Source organism: Scopulibacillus darangshiensis (genome assembly GCF_004341035.1).
Lineage (GTDB): Bacteria > Bacillota > Bacilli > Bacillales > Sporolactobacillaceae > Scopulibacillus > Scopulibacillus darangshiensis.
Genome location: NZ_SLXK01000012.1, coordinates 36,235 through 55,783 on the forward strand (window position 1 = coordinate 36,235; position 19,549 = coordinate 55,783).

The window sequence follows — 19,549 nt, forward strand, 5'->3', positions numbered from 1 at the left end:
CCTCTTCGTCAGCTGTCTGGCGGAGAGGTTTTTTTGTACATTAAGTTATCTAAAGCGAGTTTTTTAAATTTGATTAGGAGGGATTGTATGAGGCACTTTTTGACATTAACCGATTTACCGTTGGATGACCTTTTTTCCATAATAGGCAGGGCGGAAGCAATAGCCAAAGACAAGCTTTATCGGGAAACACAACCCGTTATCGTGGCTAACATGTTCTTTGAACCCAGCACGAGAACAAGATTCAGCTTCGAGGCCGCAGAAAAACGTCTTGGCTACCATGTGCTCAATTTTAGTGCCGATACATCCAGTACAAGAAAAGGTGAAAGTTTATATGACACGATCAGGACGCTTGAAGAAGTCGGAACACAGGCGGCGATTATCAGGCACCCTCAAGATGCCTACTTTGAGGATCTTAAGAACCGGGTTTCCCTGGCTTTAATCAATGCCGGCGATGGCTGCAATCATCATCCGACACAAGCACTTCTTGATCTAGTTACTATCCAACAGGAATTCATACTGTTCCAAGGACTGACAGTTGCCATTATCGGCGATCTTAGGCACAGCAGGGTCGCCCGTTCTAATGCGGAAATTCTAACAAGGCTTGGAGCAAAAGTGTTGTTATCCGGGCCACAAGCTTGGCGCAATGATAATCTGCCAGGAGAATTTCGTCCTATAGATGACGCCATCAGCGAGGCTGATGTTGTCATGATGCTCCGTATCCAACATGAAAGACATGATGAAACATTGCCTCTTTCTAAGGAAGACTATCACCGGCAATTTGGATTGACGCTTGAACGTGCCGAAAGAATGAAGCCTGAAAGTATTATTATGCATCCTGCACCATTTAACAGAGATGTAGAAATAGCGGATGAACTCGTGGAATGCAGCAGGTCAAGAATATTTAAACAAATAAATAATGGTGTCGCAGCACGAATGGCTGTATTGGAGTGGGCGATTGAAAAAAACAAAGGGGCGATAAATTATGGGGATATTATTGAAAAACGGTAACGTGTATACAAATGGGCAAATAGAAAAAAAGGATGTCTTAATTGAAAATGATAAAGTAACAGCTATAAAGGATCACATAGAGGCAATGGAACACAAAGTGATCGACGCTGCAAATCAGCTTGTAGCACCCGGGTTTGTTGACCTTCATATCCATTTAAGAGAACCCGGCGGAGAACATAAGGAAACAATTAAAACAGGTACGATGGCGGCTGCCAAAGGCGGGTTTACAACAGTAGCAGCGATGCCAAACACATCTCCAGTACCAGATACTTCGGAAACAGTTCACGAGCTTATGGATAAAATTCAGAAAGATGCGGTTGTGAGGGTTTTGCCTTATGGTTCAATTACCGAGGGACTAAAGGGTGAAACACTGACAGACCTTCCATCTCTTCATAAGGCAGGCGCTTTTGCCTTCACAGACGATGGTGTAGGCGTTCAGTCAGCCGGCATGATGGTTGAAGCGATGCGGCAAGCTGCAGAGGCCGACGTAGCGATTGTTGCCCATTGTGAAGAAAATTCGTTGATCTATAGCGGCTCAGTTCACGATGGCGAATTTGCGAAGAAGCATGGGTTAAACGGGATTCCCAATATTTGTGAAGCGGTCCAGATTGCAAGGGACGTCCTGCTGGCGGAAGCAAGCGGTGCTCACTACCATGTCTGCCATGTCAGTACTAGGGAGTCAGTCCGGGTTATAAGGGATGCGAAGAAGGCGGGTATTCATGTCACGGCAGAAGTTACCCCGCACCACCTTTTGCTTACGGAGGATGATATACCGGGTCTTGATACAAATTATAAGATGAACCCGCCGCTAAGGGGCAATACGGACAGAGAAGCGCTGATCGAGGGTCTTTTAGATGGAACGATTGATTTTATAGCAACTGACCATGCGCCTCACGCTGCGGAAGAAAAGGCTTTGCCGATGGAAAAAGCACCATTTGGCATTGTTGGTTTGGAGACGGCTTTCCCGCTTTTATATACACATCTTGTGAAGAAAGGCGTACTGACCTTAGAGGATCTTATCAATCGCATGACTGAAAAGCCTTCTCAAGCTTTTGGGCTGGATTATGGAACGTTAGAGGTTGGTCATCAAGCAGATGTTGTTGTTTTGGACTTAAATAGGAATGCGGAAATTGCCTCAGATGAGTTTTTATCAAAAGGAAAGAATACACCATTTAATGGCTGGAAGTGTGAAGGCTGGCCGTCGGTAACCATTGCATCAGGAGAAATAGTATGGCATAAGGAGAGGGTTGCGAAATGAAGAGACAGCTTATTTTAGAAAATGGCGCTATATTTGTTGGTACAGGCTTTGGAGGAAACGATTTGAGCGACGGGGAAGTTGTATTTAATACAGGAATGACCGGCTATCAGGAAACACTGTCAGACCCATCTTACTGTGACCAAATTGTAACACTGACCTACCCGTTAATCGGTAACTATGGAATTAACAGAGATGATTTTGAATCGATAAATCCAGCGATCGCCGGATTAATCGTAAAGGAAGCAGCAGAGATGCCTTCCCATTGGCGAAGTGAACAGTCACTGCATCAGCTGCTGGCAGATAAAAACATACCAGGCCTTAAAGGCATTGACACAAGAAGGTTAACTAAGATGATACGGGAATATGGCACGCTTAGAGGCCGATTATGCGCCATGGATGCCGACGTTGAAGCGGTGGTAGAAGAGCTTAAGCAGCTTGAAATGCCAACAAACCAGATTCAAAAAGTATCAACAAAGGTTTCTTACGCTAGTCCGGGTAATGGTCCCCGTGTTGTGTTGGTTGATTTTGGCGCAAAGAAAGGCATTTTGCGGGATCTTATCAAACAAGGCTTCGATTGTCTAGTTGCACCATATCATTCAACAGCAGAGGAGATCTTGAGAATGCAGCCGGACGGTGTGATGTTGAGCAATGGCCCTGGAGACCCAAAAGACGTCCCAGAAGCACTTGACATGATAAGAGGGATTCTTGGGAAAGTGCCGGTTTTCGGTATTTGCATGGGACATCAGCTCCTAGCGCTCGCCTGCGGCGGCAACACGGAGAAAATGCGCTTCGGTCACCGCGGGGCAAACCATCCGGTCAAGGATTTAATAACCGGTAAATTTATGATGACATCGCAAAATCATGGCTATACGGTCCAAAAGGATTCTTTAGAAGAATCAGGGTTAGATATCACTCATATTGCCATCAATGATGTGACTGTAGAAGGTCTCAAACATACAACGTATTCAGCGTTCAGCGTCCAATTCCATCCTGAAGCTTCACCTGGACCTGAAGACAGTGCGGGCTTATTTGATCAATTTAAAAATGAAATCAAAGCATTCAAGAAAGCGGGGGTTCAATATGCCTAAACGCGAGGACATCAAGAAAATATTAGTGATTGGATCAGGGCCGATTGTCATTGGTCAAGCGGCGGAATTTGATTATTCAGGAACACAAGCTTGTCAAGCACTGAAGGAAGAAGGATTTGAAGTTATATTAATAAACTCGAATCCGGCAACGATTATGACGGATGCGGATATGGCAGATAGGGTATACATTGAACCACTGACATTATCCTTTGTAAGCAAAATTATTCGTAAGGAACGCCCAGACGGCATACTGGCAACACTCGGTGGGCAAACAGGCTTGAACATGGCAACAGAGCTCCATCGTTCGGGGATTCTTGATGAGTACGGGATTCAACTTCTAGGTACTAAACTTGCATCGATTGAACAGGCGGAGGACCGCGACCAATTTAGAGAACTGATGTATGAAATGGGCGAGCCGGTACCAGAGAGTGAAATTGTTACCACTCTTGAAGATGCAAAAGGTTTTGCAACGAGGATTGGCTATCCAGTCATTATTCGCCCTGCCTATACACTCGGCGGCACTGGAGGCGGAATTGCAAATAATGAACAAGAGCTTAATGACATTGCTGCTAATGGCATAAAGCAAAGCCCCGTCAATCAGGTATTAGTTGAAAAAAGCATTGCCGGCTTTAAAGAAATTGAGTTTGAAGTTATGCGTGATGGAAATGACGGCGCGATTGCGGTTTGTCACATGGAAAACTTCGATCCTGTCGGTATTCATACGGGAGATTCCATTGTTACAGCCCCATGCCAGACCCTCAGCGACCGGGATCTGCAGCGTCTGCGCAGTGTGTCATTACGCATTGTACGGGCACTAAAAATTGAAGGGGGCTGTAATGTCCAGCTGGCTTTGGATCCTAACAGCAATCATTATTATATTATTGAAGTCAATCCACGGGTCAGCCGCTCATCAGCTCTTGCTTCTAAGGCAACAGGGTACCCGATTGCAAAAGTAGCGGCTAAAATTGCGGCCGGTTATCATTTAGATGAAATTAAAAACGCAGTAACAGGCACCACATATGCCAGTTTCGAACCAACATTAGATTATGTCGTGACAAAGATTCCGCGGTGGCCGTTTGATAAATTCGATGCAGCCAATAGGAAACTTGGCACCCAAATGAAAGCAACAGGTGAAGTTCTGGCATTAGGCCGTACTTTTGAAGAATCGCTTCTAAAAGCGGTCCGGTCCCTCGAAACCGGCGTCATGCATCTCACTCATGACGGTATCAAAGACGAATCGGATCAGCAATTGATTCAAGGAATTAAAGAGGCGGATGACCGCAGAATGGCGTTCATAACTGAATTGATGCGCCGAGGGTATACTATCGAACAAATTTGGGAGTGGACGGCCATTGACCGGTTCTTCCTTTATAAAATAGACAACATTGTCAAGATGGAGAGTAAGCTTACCCAAAACATCATGGCGCCTGAGGTACTTGCTGAAGCCAAACAGTTAGGCTTTAGTGACCATATTATTGGCGAACTATGGGGAAAACCTGAAAGAGAGATCTATGACTTGCGAAAAGGCTTGTCACTAAAGCCTGTCTACAAAATGGTTGACACTTGTGCTGCAGAATTTGAATCGGAAACACCATACTATTACAGCACATATGAAGAGGAAAATGAATCAGCTGTAACGGATAAAGAAAGCGTTCTGGTGCTCGGTTCAGGGCCGATTCGAATCGGACAAGGCATTGAATTCGATTATGCAACGGTTCATACAGTCTGGGGTATTAAGGAACGAGGCTACGAAGCGATTATAATTAATAACAACCCTGAGACGGTATCAACGGATTTCAGTATTTCTGACAAACTCTATGTTGAGCCCCTCACCGTTGAGGATGTTATGCATGTAATCGACCTAGAGAAACCGATGGGTGTTATCGTCCAATTCGGCGGGCAAACAGCCATCAACCTTGCATCCGAACTACAGGAAAGAGGCGTTAACATCCTTGGCACGTCACTTGAGTCAATGGATCAGGCGGAGAACCGTGATAAATTTGAACAGCTGTTAAATGAGCTTGAGATTGCTCAGCCAATGGGCAAAACGGCATTTTCGGAAGAAAAGGCGCTTCATATTGCCGAACAAATTGGTTATCCGGTCCTTGTCCGGCCTTCATATGTCCTAGGCGGGCGAGCGATGGAAATTGTTTACCATAAGGAAGAGCTCGAGCATTATATGTCAAGCGCTGTGAAGGTCAATCCGCAGCATCCTGTCTTGATTGACCGTTATTTAACGGGTACTGAAATCGAGGTCGATGCTGTTTCAGATGGCACAGATGTCTATATACCGGGCATTATGGAGCATATTGAACGCGCCGGGGTGCACTCAGGTGACTCGATTGCTGTCTATCCGCCGCAAAATCTTTCGGAGGATATTAAGGGGAAAATTAGGGAAACCACAGTGAAACTCGCTAAAGGCTTAAAAATCATAGGTTTATTAAACATCCAATTTGTCATTCACCAGGGCGAGGTATATGTATTAGAAGTTAACCCAAGGTCAAGCCGGACAGTCCCTTTCCTAAGTAAAATAACCGGTGCTCCGATGGCTAACCTGGCAACGAAAGTGATCCTGGGAGAGTCGCTTGCATCACTAGGCTATGGGACAGGGGCACATCCGGAACCGAAGGATGTCTTTGTCAAAGTTCCGGTATTCTCCTTCGCTAAGTTGAGAAGTGTAGACATTACATTAGGACCGGAAATGAAATCTACGGGTGAAGTCATGGGCAGGGATGTAACATTGGAAAAAGCATTGTATAAAGGCCTGCTTGCCAGCGGAATGACGATCCCGACGCATGGGTCGGTACTTTTCACTGTTGCTGATAAAGACAAAGAAGAGTCGCTGCCAATGATCCGAAGGTTTTCAGATATCGGATACAACATTCTTGCAACAGAAGGGACGGCACGGTTTGTCCAGTCACACGGTATTCCGGTCACGATAGTAAACAAAATCGGGAAGGAAGAGCCTAGTCTTCTTGAAGTTATTCGCCGCGGGGATGCTCAATTCGTTGTCAACACATTAACAAAAGGGAAGCAGCCTGCAAGGGATGGTTTTAGAATTCGCAGGGAATCTGTTGAGAATGGTGTCGTCTGCTTAACATCATTGGATACAGCTGAAGCACTTCTCGGTGTGCTGGAATCTCTTTCATTTACGGCTACTAGCATGCCTAAGTTTACAAAACGCAAAGTGGTGAATGTATAGATGCTGATTGATAGAATGGAAGTCACCGATATAAAAGAAGTTGCTGAGGATATTTTCGAGCTGAAGGTGTGCGGTGATTTAGCCTCTAGGGTAAAGGAACCCGGACAGTTTGTCCATGTCCAGGCCGCCCATTCAATCGATACGCTGCTGAGACGGCCAATTAGCATTTGTGATGTCAATCGTGAAAGTCGCGAGCTTACAATGATTTTTCGTGCAGAAGGGAAAGGGACAAAACGTTTGGCCGAATGCCGTCAAGGCGAAGAGCTGAATGTTTTGGGCCCTTTGGGCAACGGTTTTCCTATAGAGAGCTGCAAACCGGGTGGCACCGCTGTTTTAGTTGGGGGCGGTGTCGGTGTCCCTCCCCTTTACTATTTATCTAGACAATTGAAGAAAAACGGCGTGAACGTCATTCATGTGCTTGGCTTTGCAAATAAGCAGGTGAGTTTTTATGAAAAAGAGTTTTCCGAGCTTGGCCCCACAAGGCTCGCAACTGTTGACGGATCAGCAGGACAAAAAGGGTTTGTGACTAATGTTATCGAAGAACATGACATCACCTATGATATTATGTATGCTTGCGGCCCTGTGCCAATGCTAAAAGCATTGGAGGCTAATTATTCCAATAAGCCCCTTTATTTATCCTTGGAACAGAGAATGGGCTGTGCGATTGGCGCTTGCTTTGCCTGTACATGCCAAACGGTTGATCCAAATGATGAAAAAGGATATCGCAAGGTGTGCAGTGATGGACCAGTCTTTAAAGCGGGAGAGGTGATTCTGTCATGTTAAATATAGCGCTTCCGGGACTGAATATGAAAAACCCTGTGATGCCGGCTTCAGGCTGCTTCGCTTTTGGAAAGGAATACGGCGAGCTTTATGATCTGAATTGTCTAGGAGCAATAGCGATTAAAGCCGCGACCAAGGAAACCCGCTTCGGGAACCCAACCCCTAGGGTAGCCGAGACACCGGGGGGGATGCTGAATGCGATCGGTTTGCAAAATCCCGGGGTCGAAAAAATCATTAACGAAGAACTTAAATGGTTAGAGAGCTTTGATACACCCATTCTAGCGAATATTGCCGGCAAGGAAACCAATGACTATGTTTATACGGCAGAACAGCTTTCTAAAGTCCCAAACGTCGGGGCTTTGGAATTGAATATTTCATGCCCTAATGTCAAGGAAGGCGGCATCACATTCGGCACTGTTCCTGAAATCGCAGCAGAGCTTACAGAAAAGGTTAAAGCTGTTTCTACCGTTCCGGTTTATGTCAAGCTCTCACCTAATGTGAGTGATATTGTTGGAATGGCAAAAGCGGTTGAGGAGGCAGGTGCGGATGGCCTCTCTATGATTAACACTTTAATGGGCATGCGTATTGACCTTAAGACGCAAGCACCTGTCCTCGCAAATAAGATGGGCGGTTTGAGCGGGCCAGCTATCAAGCCGGTTGCGATCCGAATGGTATATGAAGTCAGCCAGCATGTCACGATTCCGATCATCGGCATGGGAGGGATTCAGGATGCCGAAGATGTGATAGAATTTTTCCTAGCTGGAGCAAGCGCAGTCGCTGTTGGCACAGCTAATTTTGTTGACCCGCTTGTCTGTCCAAAAATCATCGAAGATCTCCCTGCTCTTCTTGAAAAAATGAATGTCAGTCATATCGATGAATTAAAAGGAAGGAGCTGGGGAGCATGTCAAAAGACATCATCATCGCGTTAGACGTAGCTTCCAAGGAAGAGATGCGGACTCTATTGGATAAAATTAACCCTAGTGAGCCTTTGTATGTCAAAGTTGGCATGGAGCTGTTCTATCAGGAAGGTCTTGATCTTGTTAAAGAGCTGAAGTCTAACGATCACAAAGTCTTTCTTGATCTGAAACTGCACGATATTCCAACGACTGTTAAGAAGGCCATGAGGGGGCTCGCGAAGCTCAATGTCGATATGGTTAATGTCCATGCAGCCGGCGGCTCAGAAATGATGAAGGCGGCATTGGAAGGACTTGAAGAAGGCACTTCCAACAATAAGAGGCCTATTTGCCTAGCTGTCACACAATTAACCAGTACGGATCAAGCGATGCTTGAAAATGAAGTTCTTATTGATAAGCCCCTTAATGATGTGATTGGATCTTATGGGCAGACCGCTTATGCTTCCGGGCTTGACGGTGTTGTTTGCTCTCCTTGGGAAGCCAAGTTGGTCAAGAACGGTACCTCACCGGATTTTTTGACTGTGACACCGGGGATCAGACTGGCCAGTGATTCAGTTAACGACCAAAAACGAGTGGCTACGCCTGGTAAAGCCAAAGAACTGGGATGCGATTACATCGTTGTCGGCCGAAGCATCATCAAAGCACAGGATCCAAGGTTCGCTTATGAAAAGGTATTAACCGAATGGAGGACTATCTAAATGAACAACAATAAACACATTGCGGAGCATCTTTTGAATATTGATGCGGTCGTCTTAAGCCCTGAATCCCCTTTTACATGGTCATCGGGCATGAAATCACCGGTCTATTGTGATAACCGTTTAACGCTTTCTTACCCTGAGGTTAGAAAGGATATCATAAAAGGGTTTGTAGACTTAATAAAAGAATACTATCCCGAAGCAGAAGTGATAGCAGGAACGGCGACAGCAGGGATTCCCCATGCGGCATGGATCAGTGAAGCGCTTGGCCTGCCGATGGTCTATGTTCGGGGATCAGCGAAATCACACGGGAAGAAAAAGCAGATTGAGGGTTTGATTCAACCGGGGCAAAAGGTAGTTGTTATAGAAGATTTAATTTCTACCGGCGGCAGTGTGTTGAATGCGGCTGAAGTGTTGAAGGAAGAGGGGGCAGAGGTTTTGGGCGCCGCCGCTATTTTCACGTATCAGCTACCTGCTGCTGCCAAAAATTTTGATGATGCAGGTGTCCCCTGGCATACTCTTACCGATTTTGAACACTTGATTGATCTTGCGGTTAATAAGGAAATAGTATCAGAGCAACAATTAAAACAATTGAAAATGTGGTATCAGGCCCCAGAAAAAGAGGATTGGCTGCTTCACACAAACGCCTGAAGAAAAACCATCCATACCTCAATTTTGAGGAGTGGATGGTTTTCTTAAGAGTCATTGGCATTATCTTTTAGCTTCAAGACCAGCTGTTCATCTGGTGTAACATAGATTGTTTTTTGATGATCATAGATGACATAGCCCGGTTTCGCGCCGTTCGGTTTCTTCACATGCTTAATCAGTGTATAGTCAACAGGGACACTGCTGGACATTTTGGACTTGCTGAAGTATGCAGCGAGATTAGCAGCCTCAAGCAGGGTATTCTCCGTGACATCCTTCGTGCGGATCACAACATGCGAACCGGGAATATCCTTTGTATGCAGCCAGGTTTCGTCTGTTTTGGCTTCTTTCGTAGTTAAATAATCATTCTGTTTATTATTCTTTCCAACAAGAATAAGTGTGCCGTTTGAAGAATAATAATGTTCAAGATGCGGTTTCTGTTTGTGATTTTTGCTTTGTTTCTTTTTTCTCTTTTTTAGGTATCCGCCTTCCTCAAGCTCATCGCGAATTTCTTCCACATCTTTAAGGGATGCTGATTCAATTTGCTGCATCAGCCTGTCGAAGTAATCGATTTCCTGTTCAGTCATATTTATTTGTTGTTCCACAACTTTTTTGGCTGTTTTGGCTTTATTATATTTTTTATAATAGAATTGGGCATTTTCAGAAGGTGTTTTATTTGGATTAAGAGCAATCGTTATCTTCTCCTGATTTTCATCATAATAGTTGACAGCTTCAATCTTTTCATCACCTTTTTTCATAAGGTGCATATTTGCGGTCAACAGTTCGCCGTAAAGCTGAAAAGTCGCCGATTCTTCAGCTTCCTTTAGCGTTCGATTTAATTTCTTGAGCTTTGTATGATTCTTCTTCTTTTCATTAGAAATGAATTTGTGCAAATCATTGGCTTTCTGCTTGACAAGGTCAGACTCCGCTTTTGTGGCGTAATAATGTTCAAGCATTTTGTTCACATCTTGATATATGTCATGATTTCCCTTAAGGTGTGACATCTCGATAACATGAAACTGATCCTTGCCATTTGGCGAATAAATAATAGCAGGCTGATACTTATTAGTATTGAGTTTTTCTTGAATGTTCGCAAAAGCTTCCGCAACCGCATCACGGTGTGGAAGACCGGCTTGATGCAGCATTTCCTTTGCCAATTGAGGAGAAAAGCCGCTGACAGCTTGGACAATTTGGTTTTCAAGGCGTCCGGCGTTAAAGTCAAGCACCCGCAGCAGATCTTCTGGTGTCGCCTCCAATGGATTCAGCTTATCCTGATGAGGGGGGGAGATATAATCCAAACCGGGCATAACTGTCCGATAGCTGTTCATTGAGGGTGATAGATGTTTGATGCTGTCGACGATGCGCCCGCTTTCTCTATCTGTTAAAATAATATTGCTATGTCTTCCCATCAATTCAATAATAAGTCTCTTATAAGTTAAATCACCAAATTCATTTTTCGCTCGAAAATCAAGATGGACGATTCTTTCGCAGCCAACTTGCTCAAGACTGTCGATGATACTCCCTTCCAAATGCTTTCTAAGGAGCATACAAAACATTGATGGCTCTTTTGGATTATCATATGTCGCCTTCGTTAAATGGTAGCGTGCAAACTGGGCATTTGTTGAAAGCAATAATTTATAATTACTTCCATGGGCCCGAACATGAAAAAGTAATTCTGACGGGTGGGGCTGATAGATTTTCGATAGCCTGCCACCGGGAAGGATTTGCAGACTTTTTGTGACCGCTCGGGTAACAATGCCGTCGTATACCATGGTTGATCCCTCTCTTTCTCTACTATGGGAATGCCCGAAATACTGGTTTTCACCGGCCCGAGCACTTATAATAAGTATAGCATGTCCTGATGGGAAGTTCATTTCTTCATAACCTTGTTAGGTTCCGAAAAATTATATAAAATTATAAAGCATGGAAGTGATCGGATGTTGTATAGTATGACTGGCTACGGAAGAGCGATTTCTGAAAATCAGAGACATCGTGTTAGTGTGGAGGTCAAATCAGTCAATCATCGTTATCTTGACATTTCCCTCAATATCCCTAGACAATTGTTCTATCTAGAGGATAAAATAAAGCAAATCATCAAATCATCCATAAAGCGCGGGAAACTTTATTTCTATCTTACTGTCGATGGTGAATCATTGACATCGCCTAAAGTCGAAACAAATTGGCCGATCCTAGAACAATACATAAGAGAATGCCAGCAGATATTTGAGCGGTATCCTATTCAAAATGAGATTGGCATATCCGATCTGTTGCAGTTGCCGGATTTATTTTTAACAAGTGAAACACCTCTCGATGCAGGTGATCTTGAACCGTTAATTATAAAGGCTGCCGATCGGGCCGTTAAGGATTTAACCGGCATGCGAAAGCGGGAAGGCGAACATATATATAATGATTTGTCTGAGCGCAACGATACGCTGCAAAAAATGGTTTTGGAGCTTCGCGACTACGCCCCCTCTGTAAAGAAAAACTACATGGAAAGATTAGAAAAGCATGTCTTGGAATTTTTGCAAGGGCACGCCGATATTGATGAGCAGAGATTGTTGACCGAAGCCGCTGTGTTTGCAGACAAGTCGAATATTGATGAGGAATTAACCAGGCTGACAAGTCATACAAAACAGTTTGCAGAGCTGTTGGATGCACATGAACCAAAAGGCCGGAAATTCGATTTCCTGATCCAAGAGATGAATAGGGAAGTGAATACTATTGGTTCTAAAGGAAATGATGTTTTAATCAGCCGGTTTGTCGTCGATATCAAGAGTGAACTGGAAAAAATTAGAGAGCAAGTTCAAAATGTGGAATAATTGATTTATAATATTGGGGGTCAGGAGATTTATGATAAAATTAATAAACATTGGCTTTGGGAACATCGCATCAGCACACCGAATTATTTCTATTGTCAGTCCGGAATCCCAACCGATTAAACGCTTAATTAAAGTGGCACGGGATCAAAACAAATTGGTTGATGCGACTTATGGCCGCCGGACAAGGGCGGTGATTGTCATGGATAGTGATCATGTGATTCTTTCTTCTGTCCAGCCTGAGACGGTATCACAAAGACTGATCCAAAATGACGACATCGCTGATGAAGGCTAAGTAGTGGAGGATATTTTATATGACTTTTAAAGAAAAAGGATTATTAATTGTTTTATCTGGACCTTCCGGGGTTGGAAAAGGGACGGTATGCAAGGCGCTCCGCCAAAGCGGCACAAATTTGCAATATTCTATTTCTGTTACTACCAGGGCACCTAGAGAAGGTGAAATAGACGGTATCCATTATTATTTTAAATCCAGAGATGAATTTCAACACATGATTCGTGAAAAGAAACTGCTGGAATGGGCAGAATACGTCGGGAATTACTATGGGACGCCTATTGACTACGTTCGCCAGACACTTGATGAAGGCAAAGATGTCATTTTAGAAATTGAAGTGCAGGGATTTTTTCAAGTAAAGGAACGTTTTCCAGAAGGCATTTTTATATTTCTGGCGCCGCCAAGTCTACAAGAGTTGAAAAAACGGATAACAGGAAGAGGAACGGAAACAGCTGAATTGATCCAAAATCGTCTGACTGTAGCCAAAAGTGAAATTGACTTGATGAAGCATTATGATTACGTTGTTGAAAATGATGAAGTGCATGCAGCATGCGAAAGGATCGAATCGATTGTGACCGCAGAGCACTGCAAACGTGAACGCATTATTGAAAAATATAAAAAGCTTTCGGAGGTTGATAAATAATGATGCTATATCCATCTATTGACAAACTATTGGAACGTATTGATTCAAAATATACTTTGGTGACACTTTCAGCAAAGCGGGCAAGAGCGCTTCAAGAGAAAAGCGAATTGCTTTTGGCCAGAACGAAATCAAATAAATTTGTAGGCAAAGCCTTAGAGGAAATTAATGAAGGTTTGCTAAAATCCAAATAGGATCCCAACATACAACAACCTGACTTAAGGTTGTTGTTTTTTTAAAGGAGAGGTATCGATGCTAAAAGGAAAAAAAATTGTTCTTTGCGTAACAGGAGGGATTGCAGCTTATAAGGCGGCAACATTAACAAGTCTATTAAAAAAAGCAGGCTGCATGATCGATGTTGTCATGACTTCGTCTGCCAAACAATTTGTTGGACCGTCAACATTTCAAGCCTTATCGAGAAGGCCGGTCCATGATGATCTATTTACCGAGAAGGACCCTGAACAAATTGCCCATATTGACTTAGCTGATAAAGCCGATTTAATTCTTGTTGCGCCTGCTACAGCAAACACAATAGGAAAAATGGCAAACGGGCTCGCCAATGACATTGTTACGACAACTGTTTTGGCATCCAAAGCACCCGTATGGGTCGCCCCGGCAATGAACGTTAATATGTATCATCATCCATCCGTTCAAAAGAACCTCCTGACTTTACGGGACATGGGATATCGCATCATCGAACCAGGGTCCGGTCCGCTTGCTTGCGGCTGGGTAGGCAAGGGGAGGCTAAGTGAGCCTGAAGATATCTTTGCTGCATTAAAATTGTTTTTCACGGATGATGACATGCAACCGCTTAAAGGAAAATGTGTTCTCGTTACCGCTGGTCCAACAAGGGAAGGTGTGGATCCGGTCCGTTATTTTACCAACTATTCATCAGGTAAAATGGGCTATGCTGTTGCGAGGGCAGCACACGCTGCAGGTGCGGAGGTTATTCTCGTGTCAGGACCGACAAGCCTTAAACCACCTGAAGGGGTTGAACTTGTGAATGTTATTTCAGCAAACGAGATGTACGAACAGGTGATGAATCGATTTGATAATGTCGATGCCGTTATTAAATCAGCGGCTGTTGCGGATTATCGCCCTAAGGTTATTAATGATCATAAAATTAAAAAGGCTGATAGCGAAATGATTGTTAAAATGGTCCGTAATCCCGATATTTTAGCTGAATTAGGATCGAAGAAGCAAGACCAAATTCTCATTGGTTTTGCAGCGGAATCTGAAAATATTGACGAGTATGCAAAAAAGAAGCTCGAAAAGAAAAGGCTGGATTTGATCGTAGCTAATAATATCCTTGAGGATCACTCAGGGTTTGATTCAGATACAAACCATGTGACATTCTTTTTTCCGAACGGCACGGAAAAGGACTTTGAACTCATGTCCAAGGAGGATGTTGCAAGACAGCTCTGTTCCTCTCTTGCCTCTATGTTTGAAAAGAGAGCTAAGCAATGATTGCTAAAGTTATCGTCGATGTGCCTGTCAGTCAGACGGATAGGCCATTTGATTACCTTATTCCGGATGACTTGGAGCCGGTGGTTGAACCGGGGATGCGTGTCGTTGTACCATTCGGTCCCAGGAAGCTGCTCGGCTTTGTTGTGGGGAAAGAACAGCACTCAGAATTGAAAAAAATAAAGCCGATTGAATCCGTGGTTGACCATACACCGGTATTAACAGATGAATTGCTGGAGCTCGGCTCTTGGCTTTCTGAAACAGCCCTTTGTTTTACCGTATCGGCTTACTTGGCCATGCTGCCCGCTGTGATGAAAGCGAATTATAAGAAATATATTTCGGTCGCGGATGACAAAGCCCTTCAAGAAAATTATCCAGGGGTTTATGATTTTATGACCAAACAGCAAAAACCCGTTGAATGGGAGTCAATTGTCAAGAACCAGCCTTCATATTTGAAGGACCTTCAAAATGGGATAAAAAAGGGTTGGCTTTCGGTTGAACAGAAGGTTGAGGACAAACGGAAGGAAAAGCGTGTTAAGATGATCTCCCCTGCCGATTATATTAACTTGCACAAAGCGTTAGAAGACATGGACAAGCGGGCTGAAAAACAAAAAAAGGTTCTTCGTTTTTTTCTTAATAGAAGCCAGAATGAACCCGCTGTCCTGTCAGAACTGTTAAAGGAATTAGGTGTCAGCAGGCCATCGGTAAAGGGGTTGGTTGACAAGGGCTATTTAATTGAGCAAGAAGTTGAACAATTCAGGGATGCCTATGCAAGGTCTGATATCAAACCCACTTCAGCCCTGACATTAACAGACGAACAGGAAGAAGTGCTTAAGCCTATTGAGGAAGATATTGCATCTGGGCATCATCACGTCTATTTGTGTCACGGGGTAACCGGGAGCGGGAAAACTGAAATTTATCTTCAAGCGATAGAAAAGGTTATAAATATGGGGAAAGAGGCAATTGTTCTCGTTCCGGAAATCGCCCTTACCCCGCAAATGGTCCACCGCTTTAAAGGCCGGTTTGGCTCCGAAGTCGCTGTTATGCACAGCGGTCTTAACAAGGGTGAAAAATATGATGAATGGCGAAAGATCCATACCGGGAAAGTCAGGGTCGTTGTCGGTGCGAGATCTGCTGTGTTCGCGCCATTTAAAAATCTAGGCATTATTATCATTGATGAAGAACATGAAACAAGTTATAAGCAAGAAGAGAATCCAAGATACCATGCAAGGGATGTCGCTATTTTCCGCGGGACATTTCACAATTGCCCTGTTGTGCTTGGGAGCGCTACACCGGCATTGGAATCATTTGCCCGTGCCCAAAAGGGGGTTTACCGGTTGGCTTCGCTTGCAAAACGCATTAATAATCAATCCATGCCTGAAGTTATGATGATTGATATGCGTGAAGAAATAAGGAACGGCAACCGCTCAATGTTTTCAAAGGTCCTGCATGATAAACTCCTTGACAGGCTAGATAAGAGTGAGCAAAGTGTCTTGTTTTTAAATCGGAGAGGCTATTCCACTTTTGTTATGTGCCGGGATTGCGGCCATGTCATTCAATGCCCGCATTGTGACATTTCCCTTACTTATCATAGGCGCCATGCTGAGCTTAAATGCCATTATTGCGGGTATCAGGAATCACTTCCGAATAGCTGCCCGTCATGTCAAAGTGAGCATATCCGCTATTTCGGGTCAGGGACGCAAAAAGTCGAAGAGGCCCTAACCCGCATGATCCCCGAAGCTCGAGTCCTGCGAATGGATGTTGACACGACCAGGAGGAAAGGAAGTCATGAAAAGCTTTTAAAAGCATTCGGTGATGGGAAGGCTGATATTTTACTAGGCACACAAATGATTGCGAAGGGTCTGGATTTTCCAAATGTAACGCTAGTCGGAGTACTTGCTGCCGATACAATGCTGCACCTGCCGGATTTTCGTGCATCGGAAAAAACATTTCAGCTTCTTACCCAAGTCAGCGGCAGAGCCGGACGCCATGAGAAGAAAGGTGAAGTTGTTGTCCAGAGCTATACACCTGACCATTACGCCATTGTCCATGCCGGGAACCATGACTATAACGGATTTTATAATCAGGAAATGAGAGAAAGGCAGTCACACCGATACCCACCATATTATTTTTTGGCATTAGTTACAGTATCACACACTGAGTTTCCAAAAGTCGTCGATGTCACTGAAAGTATTACCAATGTTTTGAAACAATCACTGACGCAAACAGCACAAATTCTTGGCCCTGTCGCTCCGCCGATTCCCAGGATCAAGGATAGATATCGTTACCAGTGCATGATAAAATATAAAAATGAACCAAACCTGCTTAACGTATTGAATAAAATCCAATCGCATTATCAAGAAGCTTTTACAAAGGATAATCTGCACATTTCAATAGATGTTAACCCTTTTATTTTAATGTAAAAAACGGGGCTCTCCCCCTATAGAGGATGATTAGATGAATGTTGTTTTTATGGGAACACCCGATTTTTCGGTAGCAATTTTGCAGCGGCTCATTGACGATGGGCATGCTGTGCAGGCGGTTGTGACTCAGCCGGATCGTCCAAAGGGCAGAAAAAAACAGCTCACAGCGCCGCCTGTAAAAGAGTTAGCGTTAAAGTATGATTTGCCGGTTTTGCAGCCGGAAAAGGTCCGTTTGCCTGAGGTTGTTGAGGACATCCTTTCATATCATCCGGATCTAATTGTTACCGCAGCCTACGGACAGATTTTACCCGAATCACTCTTGAAAGTGCCAAAACTTGGCTGTATTAATGTCCATGCCTCACTGCTTCCCAAATATCGCGGCGGTGCTCCAATCCATCAAGCCATTATTGATGGGGAAGATGTGAGCGGCATTACCATCATGTATATGGTGAAGGCTCTGGATGCGGGGGATATGCTGACTCAGGTTAAAGTCCCGATTTCAGAGGACGATACAGTTGGCAGTCTTCATGACAAATTAAGCCTAGCGGGGGCAGAATTACTATCTGAAACACTGCCGGCGATAGAAAAGGGTCAAATAACGGCGACGCCTCAAAATGATGATGAAGCAACTTATGCACCGACCATTCAGCGCAAAAATGAGGAAATTCATTGGGATAAAACCGGTGAAGACATATATAACCAAATACGGGGGCTCAATCCTTTTCCCGGAGCCTTTACAGTTTTTGGGGGCAAAGTGATGAAGTTATGGCGGACGGAAAAAGTGAAAGTAAAAAAACTGGCTGATCCTGGCACGGTGATCTATATAGAAAAGGATGGCTTTGTTATCGCAACAGGGAATGGAACTGCAGTTAAAGTCACTGAATGCCAGCCGGCAGGCAAAAAGAGAATGTCAGCTGCACAGTTTTTGCTGGGCGGCGGCATTGAAACTGGAGAAAAGTTGGGTAACCCATTATGAAGCGAACCGCAAGGGAGACGGCGCTTGATATACTGTTAAAAATAGAAAAGCAGCATGCATACAGTCAGCTCGTTCTAAATGAAGCTCTAGAGCATTCGGAGTTGAACCAAAAGGATAAGGCGCTTTTGACTCAGCTTGTATATGGTGTCATTCAGCGAAAAATGACTTTGAACTATTATTTGCAAACATACATAAAGCCGAACCGTAAAATAGAACCATGGGTTAGACAGCTGCTTTATTTATCGATCTATCAAAAGGCTTTTCTGACGAGAATACCTGATCATGCTATGGTTAATGAAGCGGTTAAAATCGCATCAAAAAGGGGTCATAAGGGCGTAGCAGGCTTTGTAAACGGCGTCCTTCGTCAGATGCTGAGACAAGGTCTCCCGGATTTATCGGCCATTCAGCCTAAAGATGAAAGATTAGCCTATCAATATAGCCATCCTCAATGGCTAATTAAGAGATGGACCGAACACTTTGGTGAGAAGGCAGCGGGTCAAATCTGTGAGGCAAACAATCAACCGCCGCAAGCTACGATTAGGGTGAACCGATTAAAAACAGATGTTAACAGTTTGATTGATCGGCTTAGAAAAGAGGGCATTGAAGCTAAGCCCGGAAGCGTATCGCCTGATGCTGCTGTTATTTTAAGCGGTAATGCCGCGCGCACCACAGCCTATCAGGAAGGTTATTTTACTATTCAAGATGAAAGCTCAATGCTTGTCGCTCCTGCTCTTGCACCGGAGCCTGGTATGAAGGTTTTGGATGCTTGCGCCGGGCCTGGAGGGAAAACGACACATCTAGCCGAATTAATGAATAATGAAGGGACAATTCACGCGTTAGATTTACATACACATAAAACAGGTCTGATCGATCAGCAGGTGAATCGTATTGGCGCGGCCATTGTGGAAACCCGTGCACTCGACGCAAGACATGCTGTAACGGTCTTTGGAGAAGCAACGTTTGACCGTATATTAGTTGATGCCCCTTGTACAGGGTTTGGTGTTATTCGCCGTAAGCCCGAAATTAAATGGGAGAAGACGGAGGAGGATGTCCGCAATATCGCCAATGTTCAAATGGCTATCCTGAGCCAGACTGCTCCTCTTCTTAAGTCAGGCGGAAAATTGATATACAGCACATGTACAATTGAACGAAATGAAAATCAGACGGTTGTTCTTGACTTTTTGAAAAACCATCCGGAATTTGAATTAGACCCAGCTGTACAAAACCATGTTCCGGACCGTGTGATGGCGGAAGGTCTTTGGGAAGCTGAAGCGATGCTGCAAATACTCCCGTACCAATTTGAAACAGATGGCTTTTTTATTTCATGCATTAGAAGAAAATAGCTGAC

17 protein-coding genes are annotated in these 19,549 nt (G+C 44.2%); 16 read left to right on the top strand and 1 reads right to left on the bottom strand.

The window, feature by feature from the left end:
• The first annotated feature begins 87 nt into the window (after positions 1–87).
• Genes EV207_RS09925 through pyrE form a run of 8 tightly spaced genes read left to right on the top strand, consistent with a single transcriptional unit; the run spans position 88 to position 9,596 of the window.
• On the top strand, positions 88–1,008 hold the full coding sequence (locus tag EV207_RS09925; protein ID WP_132746008.1) for an aspartate carbamoyltransferase catalytic subunit: 921 nt from the start codon (positions 88–90) through the stop codon (positions 1,006–1,008).
• Entirely contained in the window at positions 983–2,266 is a 1,284-nt protein-coding gene (locus tag EV207_RS09930; RefSeq protein WP_132746009.1) for a dihydroorotase, read from the top strand. Before EV207_RS09925 ends, EV207_RS09930 begins: the two co-directional genes overlap by 26 nt.
• Positions 2,263–3,354: a carbamoyl phosphate synthase small subunit gene (locus EV207_RS09935; RefSeq protein WP_132746010.1), complete on the top strand. Its 1,092-nt coding sequence runs from the start codon at positions 2,263–2,265 to the stop codon at positions 3,352–3,354. The genes EV207_RS09930 and EV207_RS09935 overlap by 4 nt, the downstream gene beginning before the upstream one ends.
• On the top strand, positions 3,347–6,556 hold the full coding sequence (gene carB / locus EV207_RS09940) for a carbamoyl-phosphate synthase large subunit (protein WP_132746011.1): 3,210 nt from the start codon (positions 3,347–3,349) through the stop codon (positions 6,554–6,556). Before EV207_RS09935 ends, carB begins: the two co-directional genes overlap by 8 nt.
• Entirely contained in the window at positions 6,557–7,339 is a 783-nt protein-coding gene (locus EV207_RS09945) for a dihydroorotate dehydrogenase electron transfer subunit (protein WP_132746012.1), read from the top strand.
• The gene (locus EV207_RS09950) at positions 7,333–8,265 is read left to right on the top strand and encodes a dihydroorotate dehydrogenase (protein WP_132746013.1); all 933 of its coding nucleotides are present in this window, start codon (positions 7,333–7,335) and stop codon (positions 8,263–8,265) included. Before EV207_RS09945 ends, EV207_RS09950 begins: the two co-directional genes overlap by 7 nt.
• Positions 8,238–8,948 (top strand): orotidine-5'-phosphate decarboxylase, encoded by a 711-nt coding sequence (gene pyrF / locus EV207_RS09955; RefSeq protein WP_132746014.1) that lies wholly within the window; start codon positions 8,238–8,240, stop codon positions 8,946–8,948. Before EV207_RS09950 ends, pyrF begins: the two co-directional genes overlap by 28 nt.
• The gene (gene pyrE / locus EV207_RS09960) at positions 8,949–9,596 is read left to right on the top strand and encodes an orotate phosphoribosyltransferase (protein WP_132746015.1); all 648 of its coding nucleotides are present in this window, start codon (positions 8,949–8,951) and stop codon (positions 9,594–9,596) included.
• A gap of 44 nt (positions 9,597–9,640) precedes the next feature.
• Here pyrE and EV207_RS09965 read toward each other — a convergent pair whose 3' ends face one another.
• Entirely contained in the window at positions 9,641–11,362 is a 1,722-nt protein-coding gene (locus tag EV207_RS09965; protein ID WP_132746016.1) for an Rqc2 family fibronectin-binding protein, read from the bottom strand.
• A 177-nt stretch (positions 11,363–11,539) separates the two neighbouring features.
• On the opposite strand from EV207_RS09965, the gene EV207_RS09970 reads away from it, so the two are divergent.
• The 8 genes from EV207_RS09970 to rsmB are packed head-to-tail and all read left to right on the top strand — an operon-like array spanning position 11,540 to position 19,544.
• On the top strand, positions 11,540–12,409 hold the full coding sequence (locus EV207_RS09970) for a YicC/YloC family endoribonuclease (RefSeq protein ID WP_165886898.1): 870 nt from the start codon (positions 11,540–11,542) through the stop codon (positions 12,407–12,409).
• A gap of 31 nt (positions 12,410–12,440) precedes the next feature.
• The gene (remA, locus tag EV207_RS09975) at positions 12,441–12,701 is read left to right on the top strand and encodes an extracellular matrix/biofilm regulator RemA (protein WP_132746018.1); all 261 of its coding nucleotides are present in this window, start codon (positions 12,441–12,443) and stop codon (positions 12,699–12,701) included.
• 19 nt (positions 12,702–12,720) lie between these two features.
• Positions 12,721–13,341, top strand: a complete 621-nt coding sequence (gene gmk / locus EV207_RS09980) for a guanylate kinase (protein ID WP_132746019.1) — start codon at positions 12,721–12,723, stop codon at positions 13,339–13,341.
• A gap of 2 nt (positions 13,342–13,343) precedes the next feature.
• Positions 13,344–13,532: a DNA-directed RNA polymerase subunit omega gene (rpoZ, locus tag EV207_RS09985; RefSeq protein WP_132746080.1), complete on the top strand. Its 189-nt coding sequence runs from the start codon at positions 13,344–13,346 to the stop codon at positions 13,530–13,532.
• A 58-nt stretch (positions 13,533–13,590) separates the two neighbouring features.
• Positions 13,591–14,805 (top strand): bifunctional phosphopantothenoylcysteine decarboxylase/phosphopantothenate--cysteine ligase CoaBC, encoded by a 1,215-nt coding sequence (gene coaBC, locus EV207_RS09990; RefSeq protein WP_132746020.1) that lies wholly within the window; start codon positions 13,591–13,593, stop codon positions 14,803–14,805.
• Positions 14,802–17,225 carry a primosomal protein N' gene (gene priA, locus EV207_RS09995; protein ID WP_132746021.1) on the top strand — a complete coding sequence of 808 codons (2,424 nt, stop codon included), beginning with the start codon at positions 14,802–14,804 and terminating at the stop codon, positions 17,223–17,225. Before coaBC ends, priA begins: the two co-directional genes overlap by 4 nt.
• A gap of 34 nt (positions 17,226–17,259) precedes the next feature.
• The gene (fmt, locus tag EV207_RS10000; protein WP_132746022.1) at positions 17,260–18,201 is read left to right on the top strand and encodes a methionyl-tRNA formyltransferase; all 942 of its coding nucleotides are present in this window, start codon (positions 17,260–17,262) and stop codon (positions 18,199–18,201) included.
• Complete coding sequence (gene rsmB / locus EV207_RS10005; protein WP_165886899.1) at positions 18,198–19,544, top strand: 16S rRNA (cytosine(967)-C(5))-methyltransferase RsmB; 1,347 nt, start codon at positions 18,198–18,200, stop codon at positions 19,542–19,544. The genes fmt and rsmB overlap by 4 nt, the downstream gene beginning before the upstream one ends.
• Positions 19,545–19,549: the final 5 nt, after the last annotated feature.